The sequence below is a fragment of the Brevundimonas lenta genome (assembly GCF_014196335.1).
Lineage (GTDB): Bacteria > Pseudomonadota > Alphaproteobacteria > Caulobacterales > Caulobacteraceae > Brevundimonas > Brevundimonas lenta.
Window position 1 is genome coordinate 1,001,060 of record NZ_JACIDM010000002.1, and the last position, 22,517, is coordinate 1,023,576.

Below are 22,517 nucleotides of genomic sequence, written 5' to 3' on the forward strand. Positions count from 1 at the left end.
AAAGCGTATTTCGTCCCGGTTCCACCCTCCCCCGGCGCACCCTCGGGTGACCCTGACCCCGCCCTTCCCGATCAGAAGGCCCAGTCGTCCATACGTCCGTCGTCCCTGAACCCGAGCAGGTGATGCATCGAGCCGAGGGGGCCGTCTGCGCCGTCGAAGTGCGCGTGGTGGTCCATGCGCAACGACGCCAGCGCCAGCCGGGCGGACGCCGCCACCGAGAGGTCAGCGTCGAAATCGAGGGCCGGCAGCACGGGCGGCAGGTCCACGCTCTTCAGGACGAAGTCGTCCGCCGGAAGCACCTGCGGCGCCGCCGCCTTGGCGCTGACGAGCGGCGCCGGCGCAGCGACGAGGTTGGACAGAAGCGCCACGACGCCGTTGAAGAACCGGACCTGCTCGACGCCGAGCAACGTGTCGACGCCATCGCGTCCGGCGGTCGAGTCCGTGATCTGGTAGCCGCCGGCCACCGCGACGACGGTGTAGTTGGCCAGCAGCCCCGCCATCTGGGCGGTGTCCTGGCCGGCCCCGCCGTTGATCGTGTCGTCGCCGCCGCCGCCGGTCAGCATGTCGTTGCCGATGCCACCGGTCAGGACGTTGGCGATCGCATTGCCGACGCCGGTGAAGTTGCCGACGCCGGTGTAGGTCGCGTTCTCAACGTTGGCGGCCATCACATGGTAGCTCGACAGGCTCTCGACGGAGTCGATGCCCTCCCCCGCCAGCTCGACGATGGTGTCGCCGGCCGCTGTCAGGACGTAGCGGTCGTCGCCCAGGCCGCCTTGCAGCTGGTTGGACACGCCGGAACCGCCGTGAAGGACATCATCGCCCGCGTAGCCGAGGATGGTGTCGCGCTCGAGCCCGCCGTTGATGACGTTGACGCCGGTATTGCCGACCAGCAGGTCGGCGAAGCCTGAACCGATCAGGTTCTCGATGGAGACATAGACGTCGATGCCGCCATGGCCGTCCACCGTGGCCCGCAGCCCCGTCAGATTGGCCGTCACCGCCGACGCCGCCGATGCATAGGTGACGGTGTCGATGCCAGCCCCGCCGATCAGCGTGTCATTGCCGGCCAGGCCCGCCAGGACGTCGGCTCCCGCCGCACCGGTGATCACATTGTTCAGGGTGTTGCCCGTCCCGGTGAAGTTTCCGGTTCCGGAGAAGCTCAGGTGCTCGACGTTGTTGCGCTGGGTATAGGCGTTCAGCGTGGTCGAGATCGTGTCGATGCCCTCGCCCGCCACTTCGATGACCGTATCAGCGGCGGAGACCAGATAATGGTCGTCTCCCAGCCCGCCGATCATGGTGTTGGCCGCGCCCGTGCCCCCGGACAGGGAGTCATTTCCTCCCACGCCGACCAGGGTGTCGGCGCCCAGGCCGCCGGACAGGACGTTGCCCAGGGCGTTGCCGACCAGGGTGTCGTTGAACGCCGAACCGGTGACGTTCTCGATGCTGTTGAAGGTGTCGACCCCGCCGTTGCCGTCATTCGACGCCTGGTTGGCGTTGAGGCTGACGTTCACGCCGCTGGCCGCCTGGGCGTAGTTCGCGGTGTCGAGCCCCGCCAGGCCGTTCAGCGTGTCGTTGCCCGTGCCGCCCCAGAGACTGTCGGCCCCGGCCGTGCCCTGCAGCACGTCTCCGTTGCCGTCCTGGCCGTTGATGATGATGGTCACCGTGGCCGTATTGCCGCCGAACAGGGTGTAGCTGAAGCTGTCAGTGGCGGTTGAGTTGGCCGCGCCCGAAAGCGGTCCGGGCAGGCTGCGGAAGATGTTGCCGGGGTTGTACGAGAAGGTGCCGTTGGTGTTCAGCGTCACCGTCGCCCCGGAGGCCAGCACGGTCGCCACGCCGACCGCGGCGAGCGAGCCGTTCAGCGCGTTCACGGCCAGGATGTTGCCCGCGGGGATCGTCGCGTCTGCGCCGCCCCCGTTGTTGTCGAACACATTGCCGTTCAGCGTGCCGGTCTCGCCGGTCGAGAAGGCGTCCGCGTGGGCGCTGGCCGTATCGAGCGCGCCCATGGCGAAGTCGACCGTGCCCGTCAGCCCGTCGGAGAACCGCATGAACTCGAAGTTCCTGAGGACATCCGTACCGTCTGCCGCAGTGCCGCGAGCGTGGATGACGGTGTAGCTGCCGTCGCCGTTGTTGACGACGTCATAGTCCTCCCGGAGCCCTGAGAACCGGGCGACGTCGATATCGCCGACGGCTCCGCCGACGAGGACCTCGCGCACGATGCGCAATTGGCCCGGGTTGTAGGTCCCGGCGATCATCGCCGCGTTCAACGCCCCGCTCATGCCGGCGAAGGTCGCGATCTGGACGCCCAGGGCATCGAACACCCCGATCCGGCAGTTCAGGTAACGGTCGCCGTCGAGGATGTCATTGCCGGCGCGCCCTTCGATGACGTCGCTGCCACTGCCGCCAAGGATGATGTTGCCGGTCGAGAACGAGGTGACGCCGACGCCGACGACATCCTGCAGTCCGGCGATGCGGGCGATGCCCGCCGCGTTGAGCACGCTGCCGCGCGCGCCCTCGACGAACTGCAGCACGCCGCCGACCACTTCCTGGGCCGCCAGATCCGCGACGTCGGATCCGAACAGCACGTCATTGCCCGCGCTGCCCGACAGCCCCTCGACGTTGGCGTAGCGGTCGGTGGCCGTATTGGGCGTCGGCGGGATCGGGGTCTCGTCGAAGGCCGGCAGGTTCAGGTCGGCGTACACGGACGGCAGGGTGTAGTAGGCCGCCCAGTCGAAGCCGGACATGCCCTCCATCCGGTTGACGCCGAAGCTGCCCGTCATGATGTCGTCGCCGCCCTCGGCGACGTATTCGTCGAAGCCGCCGTTGCCGAAGAAGACGTCATGGCCGTCGATCGTATCGCGGCCGAAGGGATCGAAATTATCGCCCGGCGCCCCGTCCTGGGTGCCGATCTCGATCCAGTCGTCACCCTCGTTGCCCTGCATCCCTTCGTTGAAGGTCGAGCCGAAGATGAAGTCATTGCCGGTGCCGCCGAACACCTCCGACGAGTCCTCGCCGGTGATGATGTAGTCGTTGCCGACGCCGCCGATGATCAGGTTCAGCCCGGGCCCGGCATGAATGACGTCGTCGCCGGTATTGCCCTTGATGACGTCGTCGCCGCCGGAGTCGGTGATGATGTCGTTGCCGACGCCGCCGTCGATGTTGTCATTGCCCTGACCACCCTCGATCCGGTCGTTTCCGCCGTCCCCCCAGATGGTGTCGTCGCCGATGCTGGCGATCAGGGTGTCATTGAGGGCGCTGCCGCCCAGCACGACATGATCGCCGCCGTTGTAGCGCAGATAGCTGACCAGGGGCCCGGGATCGGCGCTGCCGGCTCCGGGGTTGCGGTCGACCAGCGGCGTGGCGCCTGCCTGGGTCGGGTCGAGGTTGCCGAGGCCGGCGTTGAACTGGGCGCTTCCGTCGGCGTCGACGTCCAGCCGATCGACTTCCAGAATGTAGGTGGGCGTCGAGAACACGTCGATCGGCAGGTGCTCTGTGTCCGTATTCGACATGATCAGGCTGGCGAAGGAGTTCTGCTCCAGCTCATTGATGAAGTTCATGCCGGCGGTGCGCGCCAGGTAGTAGAAGCGGTCGCCGTTCTGCAGCGCCTCAAGCTGGGTCTCGAACACGAAGTTGAAGGTCGAACCCAGCATGCCGCCGAAGGGCATGATCTTCTCGGCCAGACCGCCGATCCAGAGGTCGACGTCGTCCAGCCCGGTGATGCTGTCGGTCCCGGCGTTGGCCCAGGCCCCTTCGCTGTTCAGGAAGTCCAGCGCGTCCGCCGGCGCGCCTGCACCGCCCATCACGATCGCCGTCGCCGCGTCGCGCTTGGCCTCATAGCTGACCGCGCTCGTGATCGACGTATGGGTGCCGTAGGCGGCGAGGAAGTTGATGATCGACGCCTCGTGCTTGAGGTTCAGCGCGAGGTCGTACCAGCTGTCGTAGGGCCTTAGCTGGGTGTCGCCGGTCATGCCAAAGAACGTCTTGCGCGCGTCGTTCAGCGAAGCGACGCCGGTCTCACGGCCGCGCGCCAGGTTGATCGCCGCAAGGTCCAGCGGCAGGCCCAACAGGCTGTTGCGCAGCGCGTCGGTGACGAACTCGTCGATCTCGTTGGCGACCTGACGGGTCATGCCGCGGATCACCGCGCCGGCCGCGACGTCGGCGTCGATCGTGCCGCCGGAGTCGAACTCGACAGGGTTCAGGAAGGCCTGGATCAGGCCGATATGGTCCGGCGTGAAGTTCGGATCGTAGCGGTCGATCGTCTCCGTCAACATCGAGTGACCGAAGCGATAGACCGTGTGGGCGAACTCCGCGACGATCGACGGATCGACCGTGACGTCATAGCCGACCGGCGCCACGAACACGTCGATCTGCGGCTGGATCTTCCGTGCGAAGTCCTCGAACACCAGGTGCTGGTATTGCATCTCGGTGGCGAATTTCGCGGCCTGGAACAGCCGCTCGCCATTCCAGTCGAAGCTGTCGGGATTGAGGTTCGCCAGGTTCAGCGCCTGGAACGCCCCCAGCGACAGCGGCACATCCAGCCACTCGTTCAGGAAGGCCAGGTGTTCGGCCGCTGTGAAGTCCGGATCATCCAGGGAGTCGAGGATGATCCCCTTGGAATAATCGACCTGCCGGTTGTGCTCCGAGTGGAAGACGTGGTGCACCGCCGTCAGGCCGATGTTCTCGTTCACGCGGCCGTCGCCGGCGATGAAGTGCGCATTCAGCAGCGCGGCGTCATACTGGCCGGCGGGAAGGGGCTGGCCTGTCTGTTCATTGAACGGGTTCGCCCCGTGCGCGATGTCGAGCAGGAAGGAATGCCCGCTTTTCGTCGCCACGGTGGCGTCCAGCGGATTGCCCGGGGTGCCGCTCTGCCAGGTCCCGTTGATCAGCAGTTGCGGGAAGCCGTTCGCGCCCGGAATGAAGTTGCCGTACAGGTCGGTGCGGACCAACGGGATCGCCGCGACGTCATAGTCGTCCAGCGCGATGCCCATCTGCAGGGCCTGGGCCTTGATGTCGGCCCAGTTGGCCATGCCGCCGTTGTCGCCCTGGATCAGTTTGCCGGTGGCCTCGGGCGACCCGTTCGGGCCGGTGAAGCTGTAGGCCCTCAGGAAGACCTGGTGCGACGGGTGCGACGAGTAGGTCTGGTTCTGATCAACGAACGGGGAGGTGGCGTTGACCGCCTCCCCGCCGCTGACGTTGGCCCTCGTCAGCAGCATGAAGTTGGTCGGCGATCCCGGGACGAACAGCGGATCGTCGGGCTGGAGGGGAACGAAGACCGTCCCGCTGCCGCCTTTGTTGACGAGGTCCAGGCCATGATCGAAGAACTGGCCGAACAGGGTCATCCATGAGTTGAAGGGCGCAGAGAGCCCCTCATCCGGGGCACGGTTGGGGATGTGGTACAGGAAGACGCCCGGCTCGATCTCGGTCGCCGTCGCGTCCAGCCCCTGCTCCAGCGCCAGTTCATAGGCCTCCGTCGCCGCCGGGTTCCGGCTGGTCATGTCGACCAGCAGATTGGAGATGGTGCGCGGCGCGGTGTCCTGAACGATGGCGCCGGGTTGGTTGGGCGTCGGGGTGTAATCCACGCCCTGGCGATTGTAGTCCGCCGGAGTCAACCGCGGGAACGGATTGTCCGCCTGACCGAAGTCCGTCTGGGCGTTACTGAGCAGGTTGTTGAAGATGCCGCTGACGGTGCGCAGCCCAAAGGTGTGATTTGGCGAACCGCTGATCAGTGAGAGCAGGCTCGTGCGGCCCAGGGTCAGTTCAGCATCGGTGACCGCCGTCCCGTCGTTGAAGGTCGAGCCTGTCACCGCCGCGTGCTGCTCTGCGATCTGGATTTGCGCGAGAACGAACGCCAGATCACTACGGATGAAGTTAGCCATAGCCCTTACCTCGCCTTCGGAGGGATGCGGTCAGAGACCTCTCCCTCAAACATTGCCCGGCCCTGCCCCTCGGCGGGCCTTCGGGCTCAGAGGAACCAATCGGGGATCAGTCCTCCGTCGTGGTCGTGGGACCAGGGCCCGGCCACGTCGTCGAGTGCGGCGAAGCGCACGTCTCCGACCCGGTCGTTCCAGTCCCATGACCGTTCAAACCTCTGGACCTCGGCCAGCGCCGCCGCGGGCAGAACCAGCGGAAGGTCATCGCCCTTGAGGACGAAGTCGTCGTCGAGCGCCGGCAACACCTGCGGATCAGCGGCGAAGGTCTTCGGCGCGGCCGGCAGGACCGGCGGGTCGCTGACCTTCGCGCTGGCGACAACCGCCGGAGCGGCCGCGAGCGCCGACACCAGCACCGTCGTCCCGTCGCTGAACCGGACCCGTTCGACGCCGATCAGAAGGTCGACGCCGTCACGCCCGGCGACGTTGTCGGTGATCTGGAAGCCGCCGCCCGCCGCCACGACCTGATAGCTGGCCTGCAGCCCGGAAAGGATCGCCAGGTCCTGCCCCCCGCCGCCGTTCAGCGTGTCATTGCCGCCAGCGCCCGTCAGGGTGTCAGCCCCCGCGCCGCCGATGATGATGTTGGCCAGCGCATTGCCGATGCCGGCGAAATTGCCGGTCCCGGTGAAGGTCAGGTTCTCGAAATTGGCGCCCAGCGTCCGGCCCGCCTGGGAGGTCTGGACAGTGTCGATCCCCTGCCCGGCCAGCTCCACGATCGTGTCGTTGGCGTCGAGGATGTAGACGTCGTCGCCGAGCCCGCCCTGCAGCTGGTTCGCCGCGCCTGAGCCGCCGCGAAGCGTGTCGTTCCCTTCCAAACCGATCAGGGTGTCGGATCCCAGTCCGCCGGTCAGGTCGTTGTTTGTCGTCCAGCCGACCAGGGTGTCGGCGAACAGGGACCCGATGACGTTCTCGATACTGGAAAGGGTGTCGACCCCGCCGTCGCCGTCCGCCAGCGCCCGGGCCCCGTTCAGCCTGACGTTCACGCCGCCGATGGCCGCGGCATAGGTCGCGGTGTCGACGCCATCGCCGCCCAGCAGGAAGTCGCTGCCGCCGCGACCTGTCAGGACGTCATTGCCGGCGCCGCCCGTGAGCGTGTTTACCGCGCTGTCGCCGACGAGCGCGTCTCCGAAGGCCGAGCCTGTCGCGTTCTCGATGCTGGTGAAGGTGTCGACGCCGCCGTCGCCATCAGCGCTGGCGGTTTGCAGGGCGATGTCGACCGCCACGGCTCCGGCCGCGCTGGCGTAGTTGGCGGTGTCGGACCCGGCCCCGCCCTCCAGGCTGTCGTTGCCGCCGCGACCGGACAGGGTGTCGTCCCCGGCCGCGCCGGTCATCACGTTGGCGAGTGCGTTCCCGACTCCCGTGAAGTTTCCGGCTCCGTTGTAGAGGAGGTTTTCGAGATTGGCGCCGAGGGTTCGGCTGATGAGGTTGGTCTGGACTGTGTCCACACCTTCCCCGGCAAGTTCGACAACCGTGTCCGCGGCGGTGAGAATATAGACGTCATCACCTGCGCCGCCTTGAAGAACGTTGACCGCACCGGAGCCTCCGATAAGCGTGTCGGCGCCTGCGCCGCCAAGGATGACGTCGGCTCCAAGGCCGCCGTTCAGGATATCGGCCGCCAACCCGCCGATGATCGTATTGGCGAGTTCATTGCCGATGAGGGTGATGCCCGACGGGCCCGCATAGTTGGCCCTCAGCTGTTCGACATCCACGCCGCCCGCCAGGGTCCAGCTCGCGCTGGCGTAGACCACATCCAGCCCGCCGCCCGTGGTTTCGACGACCGTGTCGCCCAGATTGTCGACGTAATAGCGATCGCCACCGCCGCCGCCGGTCATGGCGTCCGCACCGGCGCCGCCGTCGATGCTGTTGGCGACGTTGTTGGCGGTCAGAATGTCATTGAAGGCGCTGCCGATCAGGTTTTCGAAGCTGACCAGGGTGTCGCCCTGGGCGTGTCCGCCGCTGGCCGTGCCGAGCAACAGGTGCACGTTCACAGCTGCGTTGGACGTCCGGTAGCTGGCGGTGTCGGAGCCCGCGCCGCCGTTCAGGGCATCCGCCCCGGCCGCGCCCTCGATCACATTGGCCGCGCCGTCGCCGACGAGCGTGTCGGCGAAAGCGCTGCCCCGGAGGTTCTCGACGTTGACGACCACGTCGCCCTCGGCGTCGCCGCCTTCACCCTCATCAGGCAACAGACGATCAAGCGGGATGCTGAGGTTCAGGCTCACGCCCGAGCCGGAGGCGCTGTAGTCGACCGTGTCGATGCCGTCGCCGCCGTCGTATGCGTCGTCGACCCCGTCGCCGCCCATCATCCAGTCATCGCCGGCGCCGCCCAGCATGTAGTCCTTGCCGTCATTGCCGTTCAGGATGTCGTTGCCGTCGCCGCCGTTCAGGATGTCGTCGTTGTCATCGCCGTTCAGGACATCGTCGCCGGCCTCGCCGTAGAGGAACGCGTCCTGCGCATTGAGGCTGGCGTTCAGGATGTCATTGCCGCCCTCGCCGTGCAGGGCGTCCTTACCGCCGCCGCCGTTGATGGTGTCGTTGCCGTCACCGCCATACATGGTGTCGTTGCTGTTGGTGCCGGTGAGGACGTTGTTCAGCGCGTTGCCCACCAGCACCAGGTCGACATTCAGCGGGTTCAGGTCGCTGAAGTTGCGGTTCAGCACGCCCGCCGCCACGTCGCGCCGTTCCCACACCTCGAAGGTGTCCCAGTGCTGGTGGGTCAGGCCGGTGTTGCGCGCGATGACATCCGAGAAGTGCTCGGAATCGATGTCGCGAAGCAGCAGCGACCCGTCGAACTGATTGATGTAGTAGAAGCGGTCGCCGTCCTGCAGCCGGTCCAACTGCTCCTGGAATATCCAGGTGAAGGTCGAACCCATCTGGCTGGCGCCGAAGGCCGCTTCGGCCAGGCCGCCGATCCACATGTCGACGTCGTTCACGTGACTGACGCCGGTGCCGTTGATCAGGCCGTTGCCCGGATCGATCACGTCCTCGCCGTAGACTGCCTTGAACCTGGCGAGCAGGTCGGCCCGTTCGGCCGCGGTGCCGCGCAGGGCGGCTCCGAACTGATCCCAGTTGGCGTAGGGCGTCAGACCGGGGATGCCCGCCTGATCGATGTAGTCGGACGCTTGGCCGTTCTGTTCGAGGGACGTGCCCAGGCTGCTCACATAGGCCCGGAACTCATTCAGGGACGGCAGGCCCAGCTCGCGGCCCCGCATGAGGTTGGCGGCGCCCAGATCCAGCGGCAGTCCCAACAGGGCGCTGCGCACCGCCTCGACCACCTTTGTGTCGATCTGCTGGTGCCCGACCTGGGTCAGCCCGCCCAGCAGCGACGCGGCGCCGCTGATTTGGGGGTGATCGGGATCAGCGCCCGCGAACATCGCCGGGTTCAGGAAGGCCTCGATAAGGGACACCTCCTGCAGCACCCCGTTCGCATCGACGAACGGGATGGTCTCGTTGATCATCGAGTGGCCGACCCGGTACATCGCGCCGGCGAACTCGTCCGAAATGGCCGGATTGACGTTGGGATTGTAGTCAACGAAGCCGTGGTCGCCCTCGCCCGGCAATGTGCCCGACATCTTCTCTGCGAACTCGTCGAAGACCACGCGCTGATACTGGGCGACGGTGATCGTCTTGGCCGCCTGGAAGACTTCTTCCGCGGTCCATTCCGGGTGCAGCTCCGCGATCCGCTCGGCCTGGAAATTGTGTTCGCGGTGCCAGACTGTGTGCACCGCCGTCAGGGCCACATTCTCGTTCGGCCGATGGTCGCCCGCGACGTAGTACGACAGCAGTGCTTCGAGGCTGAAGTTCGCGTTCGGGCCGCCGCCCTGCCCGAAGGGCGAGGCGTCGAAGTCGTTCTTGTCGCCGATCAGGGCGGCGCCGGTTCCGTCCCCGATGTCGCCGAAGTCGATGAACCCGGCGAGTCCGGTCAGATAGGTCCACGCGGCGAAGTCGTTACCGGCCACCGCCGCCATCGCCAGAACGTCGTCGAGATCAGCGGCGCTCAGACCATTGTTGATCAGCACGTCGGTATAGGTCGGCAGACCCCCGCGGCTCACGCCGTCCGGTCCGATCTCCGCTGCGCCGTCGAGCAGGCGATGCGTCTTGACCAACTGGCCGCCGGAATCCCGGATCACGTCGCCGTTCGCGTCGCGAGCGGTCTCGCGCAACAGGAAGGTCATCCCCTGCGTCGAGCCGTAGGTCTGGTTCTGGTCGACGAACGGCGACGTCATGTTCAGCCGCTCGGTCCCGTTGACGTTATCCAGGGTGATGACGCCGTTGCCGTCCACGGTGTAGCGCGCCGCGCGTCCGCCGATCAGGAACTGCAGCTGGGGCGGCACGCCCTGGGCAATGATGTTGTCCGTGACGTCGATGTTGAGGCCCGGGTTCGCGGCCGCGATCTGCGCCAGCTGGGCGTTGATGGTCGACAGGTCAACGAACTGGCTGCCACCGCCCCGCGCATAGAAGTCGAGGCCGTGGTCGAAGAACTGGCCGAACGACATCAGCAGCAGGTTCGTCCCCGCCGTACTGGGCGCATCGATCGACAGGCCGTTGGCGTCGACGTGCTGCGAGATCACATTGGAAACCAGGCGCTCGTTCGGCAGCGGCGATCCGCTCGCGCCGGTCACGCGCACCCCATTCACCGTCGCAGGTTCAGGATGGGCCGGCGACAGCCGCACGAACGGCTGGTTCGAATTGCCCCACGTCGGGTGAGCGACGTTGTTGCCGAGGCCGCTGGAGTTGCGGAAGCCGCCCGCGGCGAATTCCTGGTCAAGTAGCGCCAGATCATGGGCCCGAAGAGAGATAGGCATGGCAACACTCTCCTTCCCGGTTACTACTACCCGGGAGTATTCACGTAAGTTTTGGAAAGCCTCGGACCGACCGGATCAGGGACATTCTCCGGGCCGGCGCGATCGTGGCGAAGCTGTCCGCCAGCCGATCCGGGCCCCAGCAGCAGACAACGCAGGTCCGCTGGCCGCTGATTAAAGTCGACCATCACAGCCCCTCCCAGGAACTGCCGGAATTGGACGCCTCCGCCCAACAGGACGGACTTCAACTCGTCTTTGTCGGTATTTGACGAGACGATTACCCGGTGTCCCGAATAAAAGTCGCCTCAACACTTCCCCTACTTAGACGCGCGAGGAAGATATAAGCATAGCCGGAGAATGAATTCTATTGCGCATAGGTCATAGGCACCTGTGCGGTATAGGTCATACCCCAACCTATCTATCCGTAGTTGTCTAGAATTAAAGGGACATAAGCCGGACGGACCGACGCCCCTCAAGTCCTTGTTGGACGATCCGAGTAACGTCGCAATATTTAGAGAAACAAGGCAACGCTTGCTTCGCTTTACGCCACAGCGCGATCTGCGCCGGCGCCGTCCTCTTCATCCGGTTGCCGGGCGAACCGGGCGATTGCATGGGCGAGGTCGGCGATCTGAATCGGCTTGCCCACGTGACCGTCCATCCCGGCGGCGAGACACGCCTCGACCTGATCGCGCTGAACATTCGCCGACAGGGCCACGATCGGCGTCCGACCGACGGCGCCGGGCATGGCTCTGAGCGCACGCGTCGCCGCCAGGCCGTCCATGACCGGCATGTGCACGTCCATAAGAATGAGATCGTAGTCCCCGCTGGACGCCGCCGCGACCGCCTCGGCCCCGTCCCGGACCGTATCAGCCGCCATGCCGAGCCCGGCGAGGATCACGCTCAGGAGTTCACGGTTCGTCGCCGCATCGTCGGCCACCAGGATCCGCGCGCCGGACCCGCCGGGCGCGACCACGCTCGAGCGCTCTCCGCCCTCGTCGACCGCCGACGCCAGGGTGATCTCGAACCAGAAGGTCGACCCGATCCCCGGGACGCTGGACACCCCCATCTCGCCGCCCATCAGGTTCACCAGCCGGCGCGAAATCGCCAGGCCCAGTCCCGTGCCGCCATAGACGCGCGTGGTCGACGTATCGGCCTGGGTGAAACGATCGAACAGGGTCTCCAGCTTGTCGGCCGGAATGCCGATGCCGGTGTCGCTGACCGCCACCCGCAGACGCCATTGGTCGCCATCGGCACGGGCGCCGACATCCAGCCTGACCTCGCCCGCGGCGGTGAATTTCGCGGCGTTCGACAGCAGGTTCAGCAGGATTTGCCGGAGCCGCGGTTCGTCGCCTTGCAGTAAATGCGGCAGGTCGTCATCGATATTCACGACCAGCGCGATCTGTTTGGCCTCGCACTGCGCCTCGACGATCGAGGCCGCACTCCGCGCCAGGCCCTCCGGCCGGAACGGCTGCGGATCCAGATCCACCGCCGCCGCCTCCAGCTTCGAATAGTCGAGGATATCGTTGATAACGCCCAACAAAGCCTCACTCGAGGCCCCGATCCGCTCGACGTAGCTGCGCTCCGTCGCCGGCAGGCTGTCGTGCGACAGAAGCACGTCCGAATAGCCGATCACGCTGGTCAACGGCGTGCGCAGCTCGTGGCTCATATTGGCCAGAAACTCCGACTTCGCCCGCACAGCCCCCTCAGCCCGGTCCCGCGCCTCGATAAGCTCGTCCTCCATGGCCTTACGGGCGGAGATGTCGCGAACCACGACCACCAATTCGGTGATGGTCCCGTCCTCACTGGGCACGGCGCGCACATTGCTCTCGACCCAGACCGTACGCCCGTCGCGGTGCAGCGCGCGGTGCTGGAGTTGCTGGCTGCGCACCCCGCGCAAGCCGCGCCGGATCACCGACAGGACGGCGGTGCGATCCTCGGGGTGAACCAGTGACTGGGGCGCCACGCCCCTGAGGTCGGACGGCGAATAGCCGATCAGCCCCTCGGCCGCGGGCGAGATGTAGTTGCTGCGGCCGCTGGCCTGAATGCGGACGACGGCGTCGTCCATATTGTCCGCCAACAGACGATACTGCGCCTCGCTCCGCGTCAGCCGCGCCACGGACTTCTCGCGCTCGGTGATGTCCTGCAGCACGCCGAACAGGGAGGTCGTCGCACCGTCCGGCGAACGCATCGCCACCGTGCGCGAGCGGATGATCCGCTTCTCGCCGTCCGCCCGCGTCAGGCGCAGGCGGCAATCATAGCCCTCCCCGGTCTCCAGCGCGGCGGCGATGAGTTCGCGCAACATCTGCCGGTCGTCCGGATGATATCGTTCCATCGCATCGTCGAATGACGGAGCGCCCGTGGAGGGGTCCTGCGCATGAATGCTGTACATGCCGTCAGACCAGCCGAGTTGCCCGGTCTCGGCGTCGAAGCGCCAGTTGCCGAAACCCGCGGTCGACTCCGCCAGCTTCAGCGTGGCCAGTTGCCCGGTCTGAATCCGCTGGGCGGTGACCTGCTGGATGAAGTCCGTCGCCGCGGCGGCGAGGCGCTGCAGCGTGGCGAGATCGGCCGGGCTGAACGACGCCCGCGCTTCCCCGCTCATCACGGCGATCGATCCGATGGGTTGGCCCTGGCCGTCGCAGACCGTTGCGCCGGCGTAGAAGCGCAGCGCTTCCGGGCCGGTGACCAGCGGATGATTCATGACCCTCGGATCGGTCGACGCGTCCAGCACCACGAAGGTCGCGCCGGGGCCGGCCGCAACGAGCTTGCGCGTCACGCTGACACGACTTTCGATCGCGCTCGTCGGCAGGCCGACCACCGCCCGGAACGCCAGCTCATCCTCACCGAGGATCGTCACCATGCCCATTGAGGTGTGGAAGGCCGAGCAGGCCAGATGGACAAGGCGCTCCATCGGGCTTTCGCCCGTCGGAATGTCACGCCAAACCTCGTCCACCATCACGCGCCCCCTGATCAAGGGAGACGCTACACGTCGGATTTGAAATTTTCGTTAGCGTAACAGTTAGTTGTCCCGGCCGTCACAGCATGGTCCGGGCGGCGCGCTTCAGGCCGTCAGGTTCAGCGAAGACGATCCCCACCCGCATGCCCCGGTCATCCAGTCCCCGGGCGATCATCAGTTCGCCATCCAGCTGATCCGCGAAGATCGGAAACAGGGCCGTCCCCAGTCCCGATCGCGATGCGGCCGGCGGACCGGATCCGTCGTCGGCGACCTCCACCCGCCAGAACGGCGGCGTCCGCCGCAGACTGACTTCGATATGGCCCGCACCGGACTCCGGGAACGCGTGCTTCAGGGCGTTGGTCACGGCCTCGAAGATGAACAGGCCGATGGGGCGCGCCAGCTCCGCCGGCCACGTCTCGTCCGGAGCCTCGACCGCGATCTCGACGTCCGGCGCCATCCGCAGATCCTTGCAGACCTGCTCCAGCCACGGCCTCACCAGCACGCCGTCATGGTCCGTCCCCTCATGGAGCACGGCATGGAGCCGGGCGAACGTCTGGAGCCGCTCCGAGGCCGCCTCCAGATGGTCGCGCACCTCAAGGTCGTCGATGCTGCGGGCCTGCATCATCAGCATGGACGCGGCCAGCTGCAGCGAGTTCTTGGCCCTGTGATCAACTTCCCGGACCTTCAGCGCCCAGCGGTCCTCGCGGGGGTCCACCTCGTCCGGCCGCGCCTTGCACTGCTCCAACGCCCGCTCGAGATCAGCGATCTTGCGCCTGAGCTGCGGCTCGACCGGCCTGCCCTCGGCCGCCTTTGGACCGGTGCAAACCGGACAGTCGGCGTCTTCCGGTTTCGTCATGACCCCACCCCTGCTGGCCGGGCCCCAAACGCACGACATCCGAAGAAACGCCAGGTCCCTCCGGAAGTCGCTGCGGGCCAAGCCGGAGGAACGCCCTCCGCTGACTTGCCCGACGGGTCTTTATGGATATGCACGCTTCCGCCCCTGTACGTCGCCGCCCCTCGATCCCTTCCACAAGCCGGACGCTGCGACGTCCTTGCACCCGGTTGCGGAGCCCCGGACCGCCTGAAGCAGATATGCGCTGCTTCAGGCGGCCCTTATGGGCGCGGGGTCAAGCCAGCCAGTCGTTGTGCGTCACGAACCACGGATCGTCGGAGATCGATCCGAAGTCGTGGATTTGCGGCAGCACCCGTTCGAAGCGATGGCTGAAGGCGTCGGCTCCAAAGTCATTGAAGTCGTGCCAGCTGCGGAAGCTCGGCATGTCGTACCGATCTTGCAGCGCCGGGAGGACGAAGGCCTCGTCTTGCACCGGAAGGACGAAGGCGTCGTCATCCAGCGAAGGCAGGACCTGCGGCACATTGACGACCGCCTTGTCAGCAGCCGGTTGCACCAGCGGCGACACGACGACCTCCTTGGGAGCCGCAGGCAGGACCTGGGCGTCCGCGGCGGACTTGCCCGCCACCGTCGGAGCCGCAACCAGCGATTCCAGGGTGACGATCGTGCCGTTGGCGTACCGGACCCGCTCCACCGCCAGCAGGGTGTCGGCTCCATCGCGACCTCCGACAGTGTCGGTCACCAGGTAGCCGCCAGCCACGGCCGTGACCATGTACTGACCCGCCAGGCCTTGCAGTTGCGCCAGGTCGTTGCCGCCACCGCCGTTCAGGGTGTCGTTACCGCCCCTGCCCGACAGCGTGTCGTTGCCGATGCCGCCGGTGATGACGTTGGCGTCCGCGTTACCCGTGCCGGTGAAGTTGCCGACCCCGGTGTAGGTCACGTTCTCCACATTGGCCGCGAGCGTATGGAGGCTCGACAGGGTATCGACCCAGTCCAGACCACCGCCCGCCGCTTCGACGATCGAGTCACCAGCTGCGCTCAGGACGTAGTGGTCGTTGCCGGAACCGCCCTGAAGCGTGTTGGCCGCACCCGAGCCGCCATGGAGGGTGTCGTCACCATCCAGGCCGATCAGGTAGTCGGCCCCGGTGCCGCCCGAGAGGACGTTGGCGCCGAGCGACCCGATGAGGGTGTCGTTAAGCGCCGAACCGGTGACGTTTTCGAAGCCCGACAGGGTGTCGGAAGCGCCGTCGCCGTCGTTGGAGGCGATCGAACCGTTCAGGTTCACCGAGACACCCCCGACCGCCGAAGCGTAGGAGACCGTATCGATGCCGCCGCCGCCGATGAGGGCGTCGATGCCGCCGCGACCGGAGAGGACGTCGTTGCCGACGCCGCCTTCCATCGCATTGGCGAGGTCGTTGCCGACGCCGATGAAGTCACCGGCTCCGACGAACGCCAGGTTTTCGACGTTGGCTCTCAGCGTCCACGACCCGCGGGTGGTGAGCACCGAGTCCGTGCCCTCGCCGGCCAGCTCCAGGACCGTGTCATTGGCTTCGACGTAGTAGATGTCGTTGCCCAGACCGCCCTGCATGGTGTTGGCCAGGCCGGCGCCGCCCCAGAGGAAGTCGTCGCCGCCGAGACCGATCAGGGTGTCGGAGCCCTCGCCGCCGAACATGACGTTCGCCACCGCGCTGCCGACCAGGGTGTCGGCGAAGGCCGAACCCACGACGTTCTCGATGCTGGTCAGCGAAGCCTGGTTACTGCCGTCCGCATTGCGGGCGTAGTTGCCGTTCAGCGAGACATGCTTGCCCGCAGTCGAGGTTTCGAAGCTGAGCGTGTCGTTGCCCGCTCCGCCGGCGTAGCTGGCTTCTCCGGTCGTACCGTCCATGGACTCGTCGGATCCGGCGTTTTCCGTAAGAACCGGAGCCTCCGGACCGAAGGCCTCGACCACATCGTCGGGGCGGAGCGTCCCGACGACGGTGTCCGTGCCGCCGTTCTGGCGGAACACGATCCGGTGGGCCGAGCTCAGCTCGGTGATGTCCACCGTGTCGTTGCCGTCAGAACCGTCGATGGTGATGGTGCTGGTGGCCAGGCTGGTGCCGGCGAAGGTGCCGATCGGGATGAAGGTGTCGCCGCCGCCGCGACCGGTGATGGTGATCTCCTCGATGTTATCCAGTTCGGCGATGATCGAGGCGTTGTTCGTCCCGTTGCGGGTGATGACGATCTCGGTGTTGGCGTTCAGGCCGGTGATGCCCGCCGCCAGCGCCGCCGTCCTCGAGTAGATGCGGTAGACTTCAGCCGTGGCGTCGCCGCGGATGCGGACGGTGTCGGTGTTGCCCTGGCCGTCGATGAAGTCGCGGCCGTCGCCCACACCCCAGAGGATCTGGTCGTTGCCCGCGCCGCCCAGCGCCGTGTCGTTGCCGGCGCCGCCGACGAGGACGTCATTGCCGCCCGCGCCGTTGACGGTGTCGACGCCGCCGTGTCCGAGGACGATGTCGGCGTTGGCGCCGCCGTTCGAGGTTCCGGCCGCGTTCGTGCCGTTCACCAGAGCGTAGGTGACCGCGTTGAAGCGAAGGTTCTCGACGGTGGTCAGGGTGTCGACCCCCTCGGTTCCGATCAGGTCCGTGACCGTCAGTTGGCCGGTCCCGTTTAGGCCGAAGCCGAAGGCGCCGACCGCGCCGGCCCAGACTGCGACGTCCGCCCCGCCCGCGCCGCCGTCAAGACGGTCATTGCCCGCGCCGCCGTTCAGCGTATCCGTGCCGCCGGCCCCGTTGAGCTGGTCGTCACCGGCGTTGCCGTTGAGCGTATCGTTGGCACCGAGGCCGAGGAGGCCGCTGGTGCCGTTGGCGATATCGTCACCGGCCGTGCCGTTGAAGGTATTGGCAAGGATCGGGATGGCGTTCCAGAAGTCGCCGACCACGCCGGTCGGGACCGAGAACACCTGCTCTGCATTACCCACGCCGTCGGTGAAGCTGACGGCCACCCGGAGCAGACCGCCAACCTGGGCCTGGGCGGGCGTGTAGTTCACGCCGTTTGCCCCGCCGATGTTGGTCCAGGTCGTGCCGCCGTTGGTCGACAGCTGCCACTGGTAGGAGAAGGCGCCGAGACCGTTGGCGTCCGCGATGCCGGCCGTGTTGGCGGTCAGCTGCTGGGTTTCGGTCGGGGTCTGGTCGTTGATCACCGGCACGCCGGTGGCCGGCGAGTTCACCGCCACATCTCCATCAGCGAAGCGCATGATCTCGATGTTGCGGATGACGTCCGTGCCGTCCGTGCCGACGTTGTCGACGAGCTGGAAGCGCCCGCCGCCGAGGTTGGTGATCGTGTAGTCGGCGAAGTTGCCCGAGAACACGGCGATATCGACATCGCCCGCCCCGTTCGCCGTCATGATGTCACGGGCGATGTTCAGCTGGCCCGGGTTGAGTGTGCCGTTGAACATCCGCGTCATCAGCTGGTTCATGCTGTCTGCATATTCTAGGATGGCTCCGGTGCCGCCGTCGGGACCAATCGCGGCGTGAACAGCGATCCGGACGTTCAGCCAGGTGTCGCCATCGATGAAATCGTCGCCGGCCTGCCCCGTGATGAGGTCATTCCCGTCGCCGCCCATGATGATGTCGCCGCCGTTCCAGGAGGTGACGCCCGCGCCGAGCATGGCCTGAAGGCCGGTGATCCGGGCGATGCCCGCAGCATCGAGCTGGCTGCCGTAGAAGCCGCTTGCGCCGCCGTTGGCCAGGGACACCATGGCCGCCGCATCGTCGTTGGAGCCAAGCAGAATGTCATTGAAGGCCGTACCTGAGAGGCCTTCCATGGATTCATACTCATCCAGGGCGGCGTTCTGCGGCAGGGTCGGCGCTTCATCGAACACGATCCCGACCGACAGGTCAGCGAACACACCGGTCGTGTTGTTCTTGTAAGTCGCCCAGTCGAAGCCGGACATGCCGGCCATCTTCCCGCGACCCGGGCTGCCGACCATGATGTCGTCGCCGCCTTCACCGATGAACTCGTCGAAGCCGCCGTCGCCGATGAAGACGTCGTGACCGCGAATGCCGTCGTGGGCGAAGATTTCATCGAAGTTGTCGCCGGGGGCGCCGTCGAAGGTGCCGGTTTCGAGCCAGTCGTTGCCCTCGTTGCCCAGCAGGCGTTCGGCGTTGCGGTTGCCGAGGATGAAGTCATTGCCGGTGCCGCCGAAGACTTCGGAGCCCATGTCGGTGCCGAGGACCACGAAGTCCTGACCGGCCCCGCCAAGGACCAGGTCGAGACCCGGTCCGGCCTGGACGACGTCGTTGCCGTCGCCGCCCTTGACGTTGTCGTCGCCGCCGCTGTCCGAAATGATGTCATCACCGGCGCCGCCGTTGATGATGTCGTTGCCGAACCCGCCTTCCATCCGATCGTTGCCGGCGTCACCGTGCATGGTGTCGTCGCCGCCGCCCGAGATCATGATGTCGGCGTTGTTGGTGCCGCCCAGCACGATGTGGTCGAAGCCGGTGTAGCGCAGATAGTTGCTGTCGGCGCCCGCCGTACCGGGATTGTCCCGGATGACCAGCTGGGTCAGCAGACCGCTGCCCGTGGGGTCGGTGGATTCCAGCAGACCGTCGCCGTCCAGATCATTGAACTGGGCCGCCTGGTTGATCTCGAGGATCAGTCCGGGCGTCGAGAACACGTCCGACGGCAGGTGGGTCGCGTCGGTGTTGCGCATGATCATCGCGGCGAAGGAGTTGCCCTCCATCTCGCTGAACAGGTGCAGGCCATCGAGCCGCTGCAGATAGTAGAAGCGGTCGCCGCTCTGCAGTTTCTCCATCTGGATTTCAAAGACGAAGTTGAACGTCGAGCCCAGCATGCCGCCGAAGGGCATGATCTCTTCGGCCAGGCCGCCGATCCACAGATCGACATTCTCCAGACCGCCGAGGCTGCCCGGAACCGCGCCGGCATAGGCGCCGGAGGCGTTCAGGAAGGCCAGCCGGTCGGCCGGAACAGTCAGGCCGCCGACCGAGGTGCCGGTGATGATCGTCAGGGCGGCGTCGCGCTTGCCGTCGATCGTCGACTGACCGGTGATCAGGGCGTGATCGCCGTAGGCCGCGATGAAGTTGATGATCGAGGCTTCGTTCTTCAGATGGCTCGCGAAGTCGACCCAGCTCTCATAGGGCTTCATCAGCGTGTTCTGCTGGGCCGCTTCGTAGAACTGGCGACGCGCCTCGTTGAGCGAGGGGACGCCGGTGTCACGGCCACGGGCCAGGTTGATCGTCGCGAGGTCGAGCGGCAGGCCCAGCAGGTTGTTGCGGAGCGCGCTGGTAACGAACTCGTCGATCTGGTTGCCTTCCTGCCGCGTCATGCCGCGGATGATGGCGCCGGCCGCGATGTTCGCGTCGACCGTCGTCGTGCCGCCGTTGTTCTGGAATTCCAGCGGGTTCAGGAAGCCCTCGATCAGGCTGATCTGATCAGGAGTCATCGTCGGATCGAAGCGGTCGATCGTCTCGGTCAGCATCGAGTGGCCGAAGCGATAAACGACGTGAGCGAACTCGGCGACGATGTCCGGATCGATGGTGACGTCATAGCCGTCCGGAACCAGGAACACGTTGATGTTCGGCTGGATCTTCCGGGCGAACTCTTCGAACACGAGGTGCTGATACTGCATCTCGGTGCCGAATTTGGCGGCCTGGAACAGGCGTTCGCCGTCCCAGACAAGACCGGCGACGCTGGCCGGCACGGTAGTCACGTCAGTCAGCAGCCACTCGTTCAGGAAGGCCACGGCCTGCGCCTGGGTGCCGCCGCCGGCCAGAATGGCCTGGGCGTCAGCAAGCGCGACCGCCTTGGTGTGGTCGACCAGGCGATTGTGCTCCGAGTGGAACACGTGGTGGACGGCGGTCAGGCCGATGTTCTCGTTGGCGCGGCCGTCACCGGCCATGAAGTGGGCGTCCAGCAGCTCGTTGTCGTAGAAGCCGTCGGTCGCCGAGCCGTCTCCGTTGCCGAGGCCGATCTCGATGTCGCCGTCCTGCAGACCATCCGGCACGGCGCTGTGCGCGATGTCGGCAAGGAAGGCGTGGCCAGTGCGGACGGCGACCGAGTTGCCCGGGCCGTCGGACAGGGAAATGCCGAGCCCGCCGTTAGCCGCCGGATTCCCTTCAACGAGAATGAACACGGTGGGATTGGCAGGATCCGCGAAGACGACCTGCGGGAAGCCGTTCGGTCCGGGCGTGAAGTTGCCGTACTCGTCGGTGGCCAGCAGGGGCACGTCGCCGACATCCTGATCGGTCAGGTTGATCCCGAGCAGGGTGCGGGCCTGGGCCTTCATATCGGCCCAGGTGGCCATGCCGCCGTTGGTGCCTTCGATCAGCTTGCCGGTGTTGACCGGATCGCCGGCGCCGTTGAACTCATAGTCGCGCAGGAAGACCTGGTGCGAGGCGTGTGACGAATAGGTCTGGTTCTGGTCGACGAACGGAGTCGTGGTGTTGATCGCATTGCCGTTCGCATCACGCGACGCACGGGTCAGGACCATGAAGTTGGTCGTGCCGCCTGGCACATAGAGCGGGTCATCCGGCATCAGCGGAATGAAGACCGTGCCCTGGCCGCCCTTGGCGACGAGGTCGAGGCCGTGGTCGAAGAACTGTCCGAACAGGGTGAACCACGAGTTGAACGGAGCCGACAGGCCCTCATCCGGGGCGGTGTTCGTGATCTGGACGTTGTCGCCCTCCATCACGATGCCATTGGTCGCCAGCAGCGCGTCAAGCGGCCCGCGAACGGCGTCCAGCGCTGCGGTGGCGTTGTTCAACGTCACGAGTGCGGCGGCGGCGGCTGCTTGCGCGGCGGCGTCGCCCGGATTGGCGGCTGCGGTCGTCGCAAGGTTGAAATAGGCCACCCGCGACTGGCTGACGGCGAGGAACTCCGCCTCGATCGCCTCATAGGCGGCGGTGATCACACCCAGGGTCGACATCTCGTCGGCCGGCGCAACCACGCCGGCGCGCTGCAGCGCCGTCAGGATGGCGGACGGGTTGGCCAGCGTCTGGTCGACGATCAGATTGCTGATCGTACGGACATAGGGGTCGAACACATCACCGGGGCCGGCCGTACCGGGGCCGTCGTTGTCGACGCCCGGCACATATGAAACCGGGACCGACGGAGTCGGTCCCGGGCCGTCCGGATCCACCATGATCGTCCGGTATTGCGTGCCCAGCAGCGTCGGGAAAGGATTGTCCGAGGCGCCATGCTCGGGGTTCAGAAGATTGTTGTACGTCCCGTCGACCGTTCGCAGGCCCCACGAAAGATTATAGGCCGGGATCAACCCTCCCGGCCCGTACAGCGGCTGCCCGTTGGCGTGCGCTTCTGCAATCTTGATTTGAGCGAGGATGAAATCCAGGTCGCTCCGGATATACGTAACCATGACCGTTCCCTCCAGATGACGGCGTCGAACATCCCAATCCACCGATCAGTGGACTGAGCAAAGGCTTCTCGGTTACAAGGCTCCCCGCCCGCGAATTCTCTCGCGCACTCTAGATGTGCTAAAAGTGGTCGCGGTGTCGCCCCACAATCGACTTGAGGCTTCTGTTAATCACTGAACCGGTCAAACCGTCCATTCGGACAGACGGACTAGCCTCGGAATGTCGGCGTTATATGACCCGCCCCACAGGACTAATACTTAAGTCGTAGGCAGGCGGGACTGAGCTTGACCCGCCCCTGATCGTATGGTCCGAAGGTAGAGTATAGGCCGTGGACTGTACGACATCGTACGCGCAGCCTACGCCCTTCGGAGGCCGACTGCCGCGGTTCTGATGCGGTTCTGAAGCTTCGCTGTTTGTCGCGTTAAGAGTTTGATCGCCCGAGTAAATTTCAGAGCGGTAAAATCCCGTCAGATTTCGTCAGGCTTCCCGCCCGCGCTGGACGGGAGACCATATAAGTAAAGGAAGCGACCGAAGACTTCACCAGTTCCGATTGCAAACATCGGACATTCTCGCTAGCCTATACCTACGCTGTAACGCCTAGTTTTCGCTTGGTGCTCAAGTCAGGGG

Annotated in this window: 5 protein-coding genes; all 5 read right to left on the reverse strand. The window is 66.0% G+C overall.

Going from position 1 to position 22,517, the window contains the following annotated elements; translation table 11 throughout:
- Window positions 1-71: 71 nt before the first annotated feature.
- On the reverse strand, window positions 72-5,870 hold the full coding sequence (locus tag GGR12_RS12425; protein WP_183204697.1) for a peroxidase family protein: 5,799 nt from the start codon (window positions 5,868-5,870) through the stop codon (window positions 72-74).
- An 86-nt stretch (window positions 5,871-5,956) separates the two neighbouring features.
- The gene (locus GGR12_RS12430; protein ID WP_183204698.1) at window positions 5,957-10,723 is read right to left on the reverse strand and encodes a peroxidase family protein; all 4,767 of its coding nucleotides are present in this window, start codon (window positions 10,721-10,723) and stop codon (window positions 5,957-5,959) included.
- A gap of 538 nt (window positions 10,724-11,261) precedes the next feature.
- Window positions 11,262-13,673 carry a PAS domain S-box protein gene (locus GGR12_RS12435; protein WP_183204699.1) on the reverse strand — a complete coding sequence of 804 codons (2,412 nt, stop codon included), beginning with the start codon at window positions 13,671-13,673 and terminating at the stop codon, window positions 11,262-11,264.
- Window positions 13,674-13,752: 79 nt separating this feature from the next.
- Entirely contained in the window at window positions 13,753-14,529 is a 777-nt protein-coding gene (locus GGR12_RS12440) for a sensor histidine kinase (RefSeq protein ID WP_183204700.1), read from the reverse strand.
- A 271-nt stretch (window positions 14,530-14,800) separates the two neighbouring features.
- Window positions 14,801-21,892, reverse strand: a complete 7,092-nt coding sequence (locus GGR12_RS12445) for a peroxidase family protein (RefSeq protein ID WP_183204701.1) — start codon at window positions 21,890-21,892, stop codon at window positions 14,801-14,803.
- Window positions 21,893-22,517: the final 625 nt, after the last annotated feature.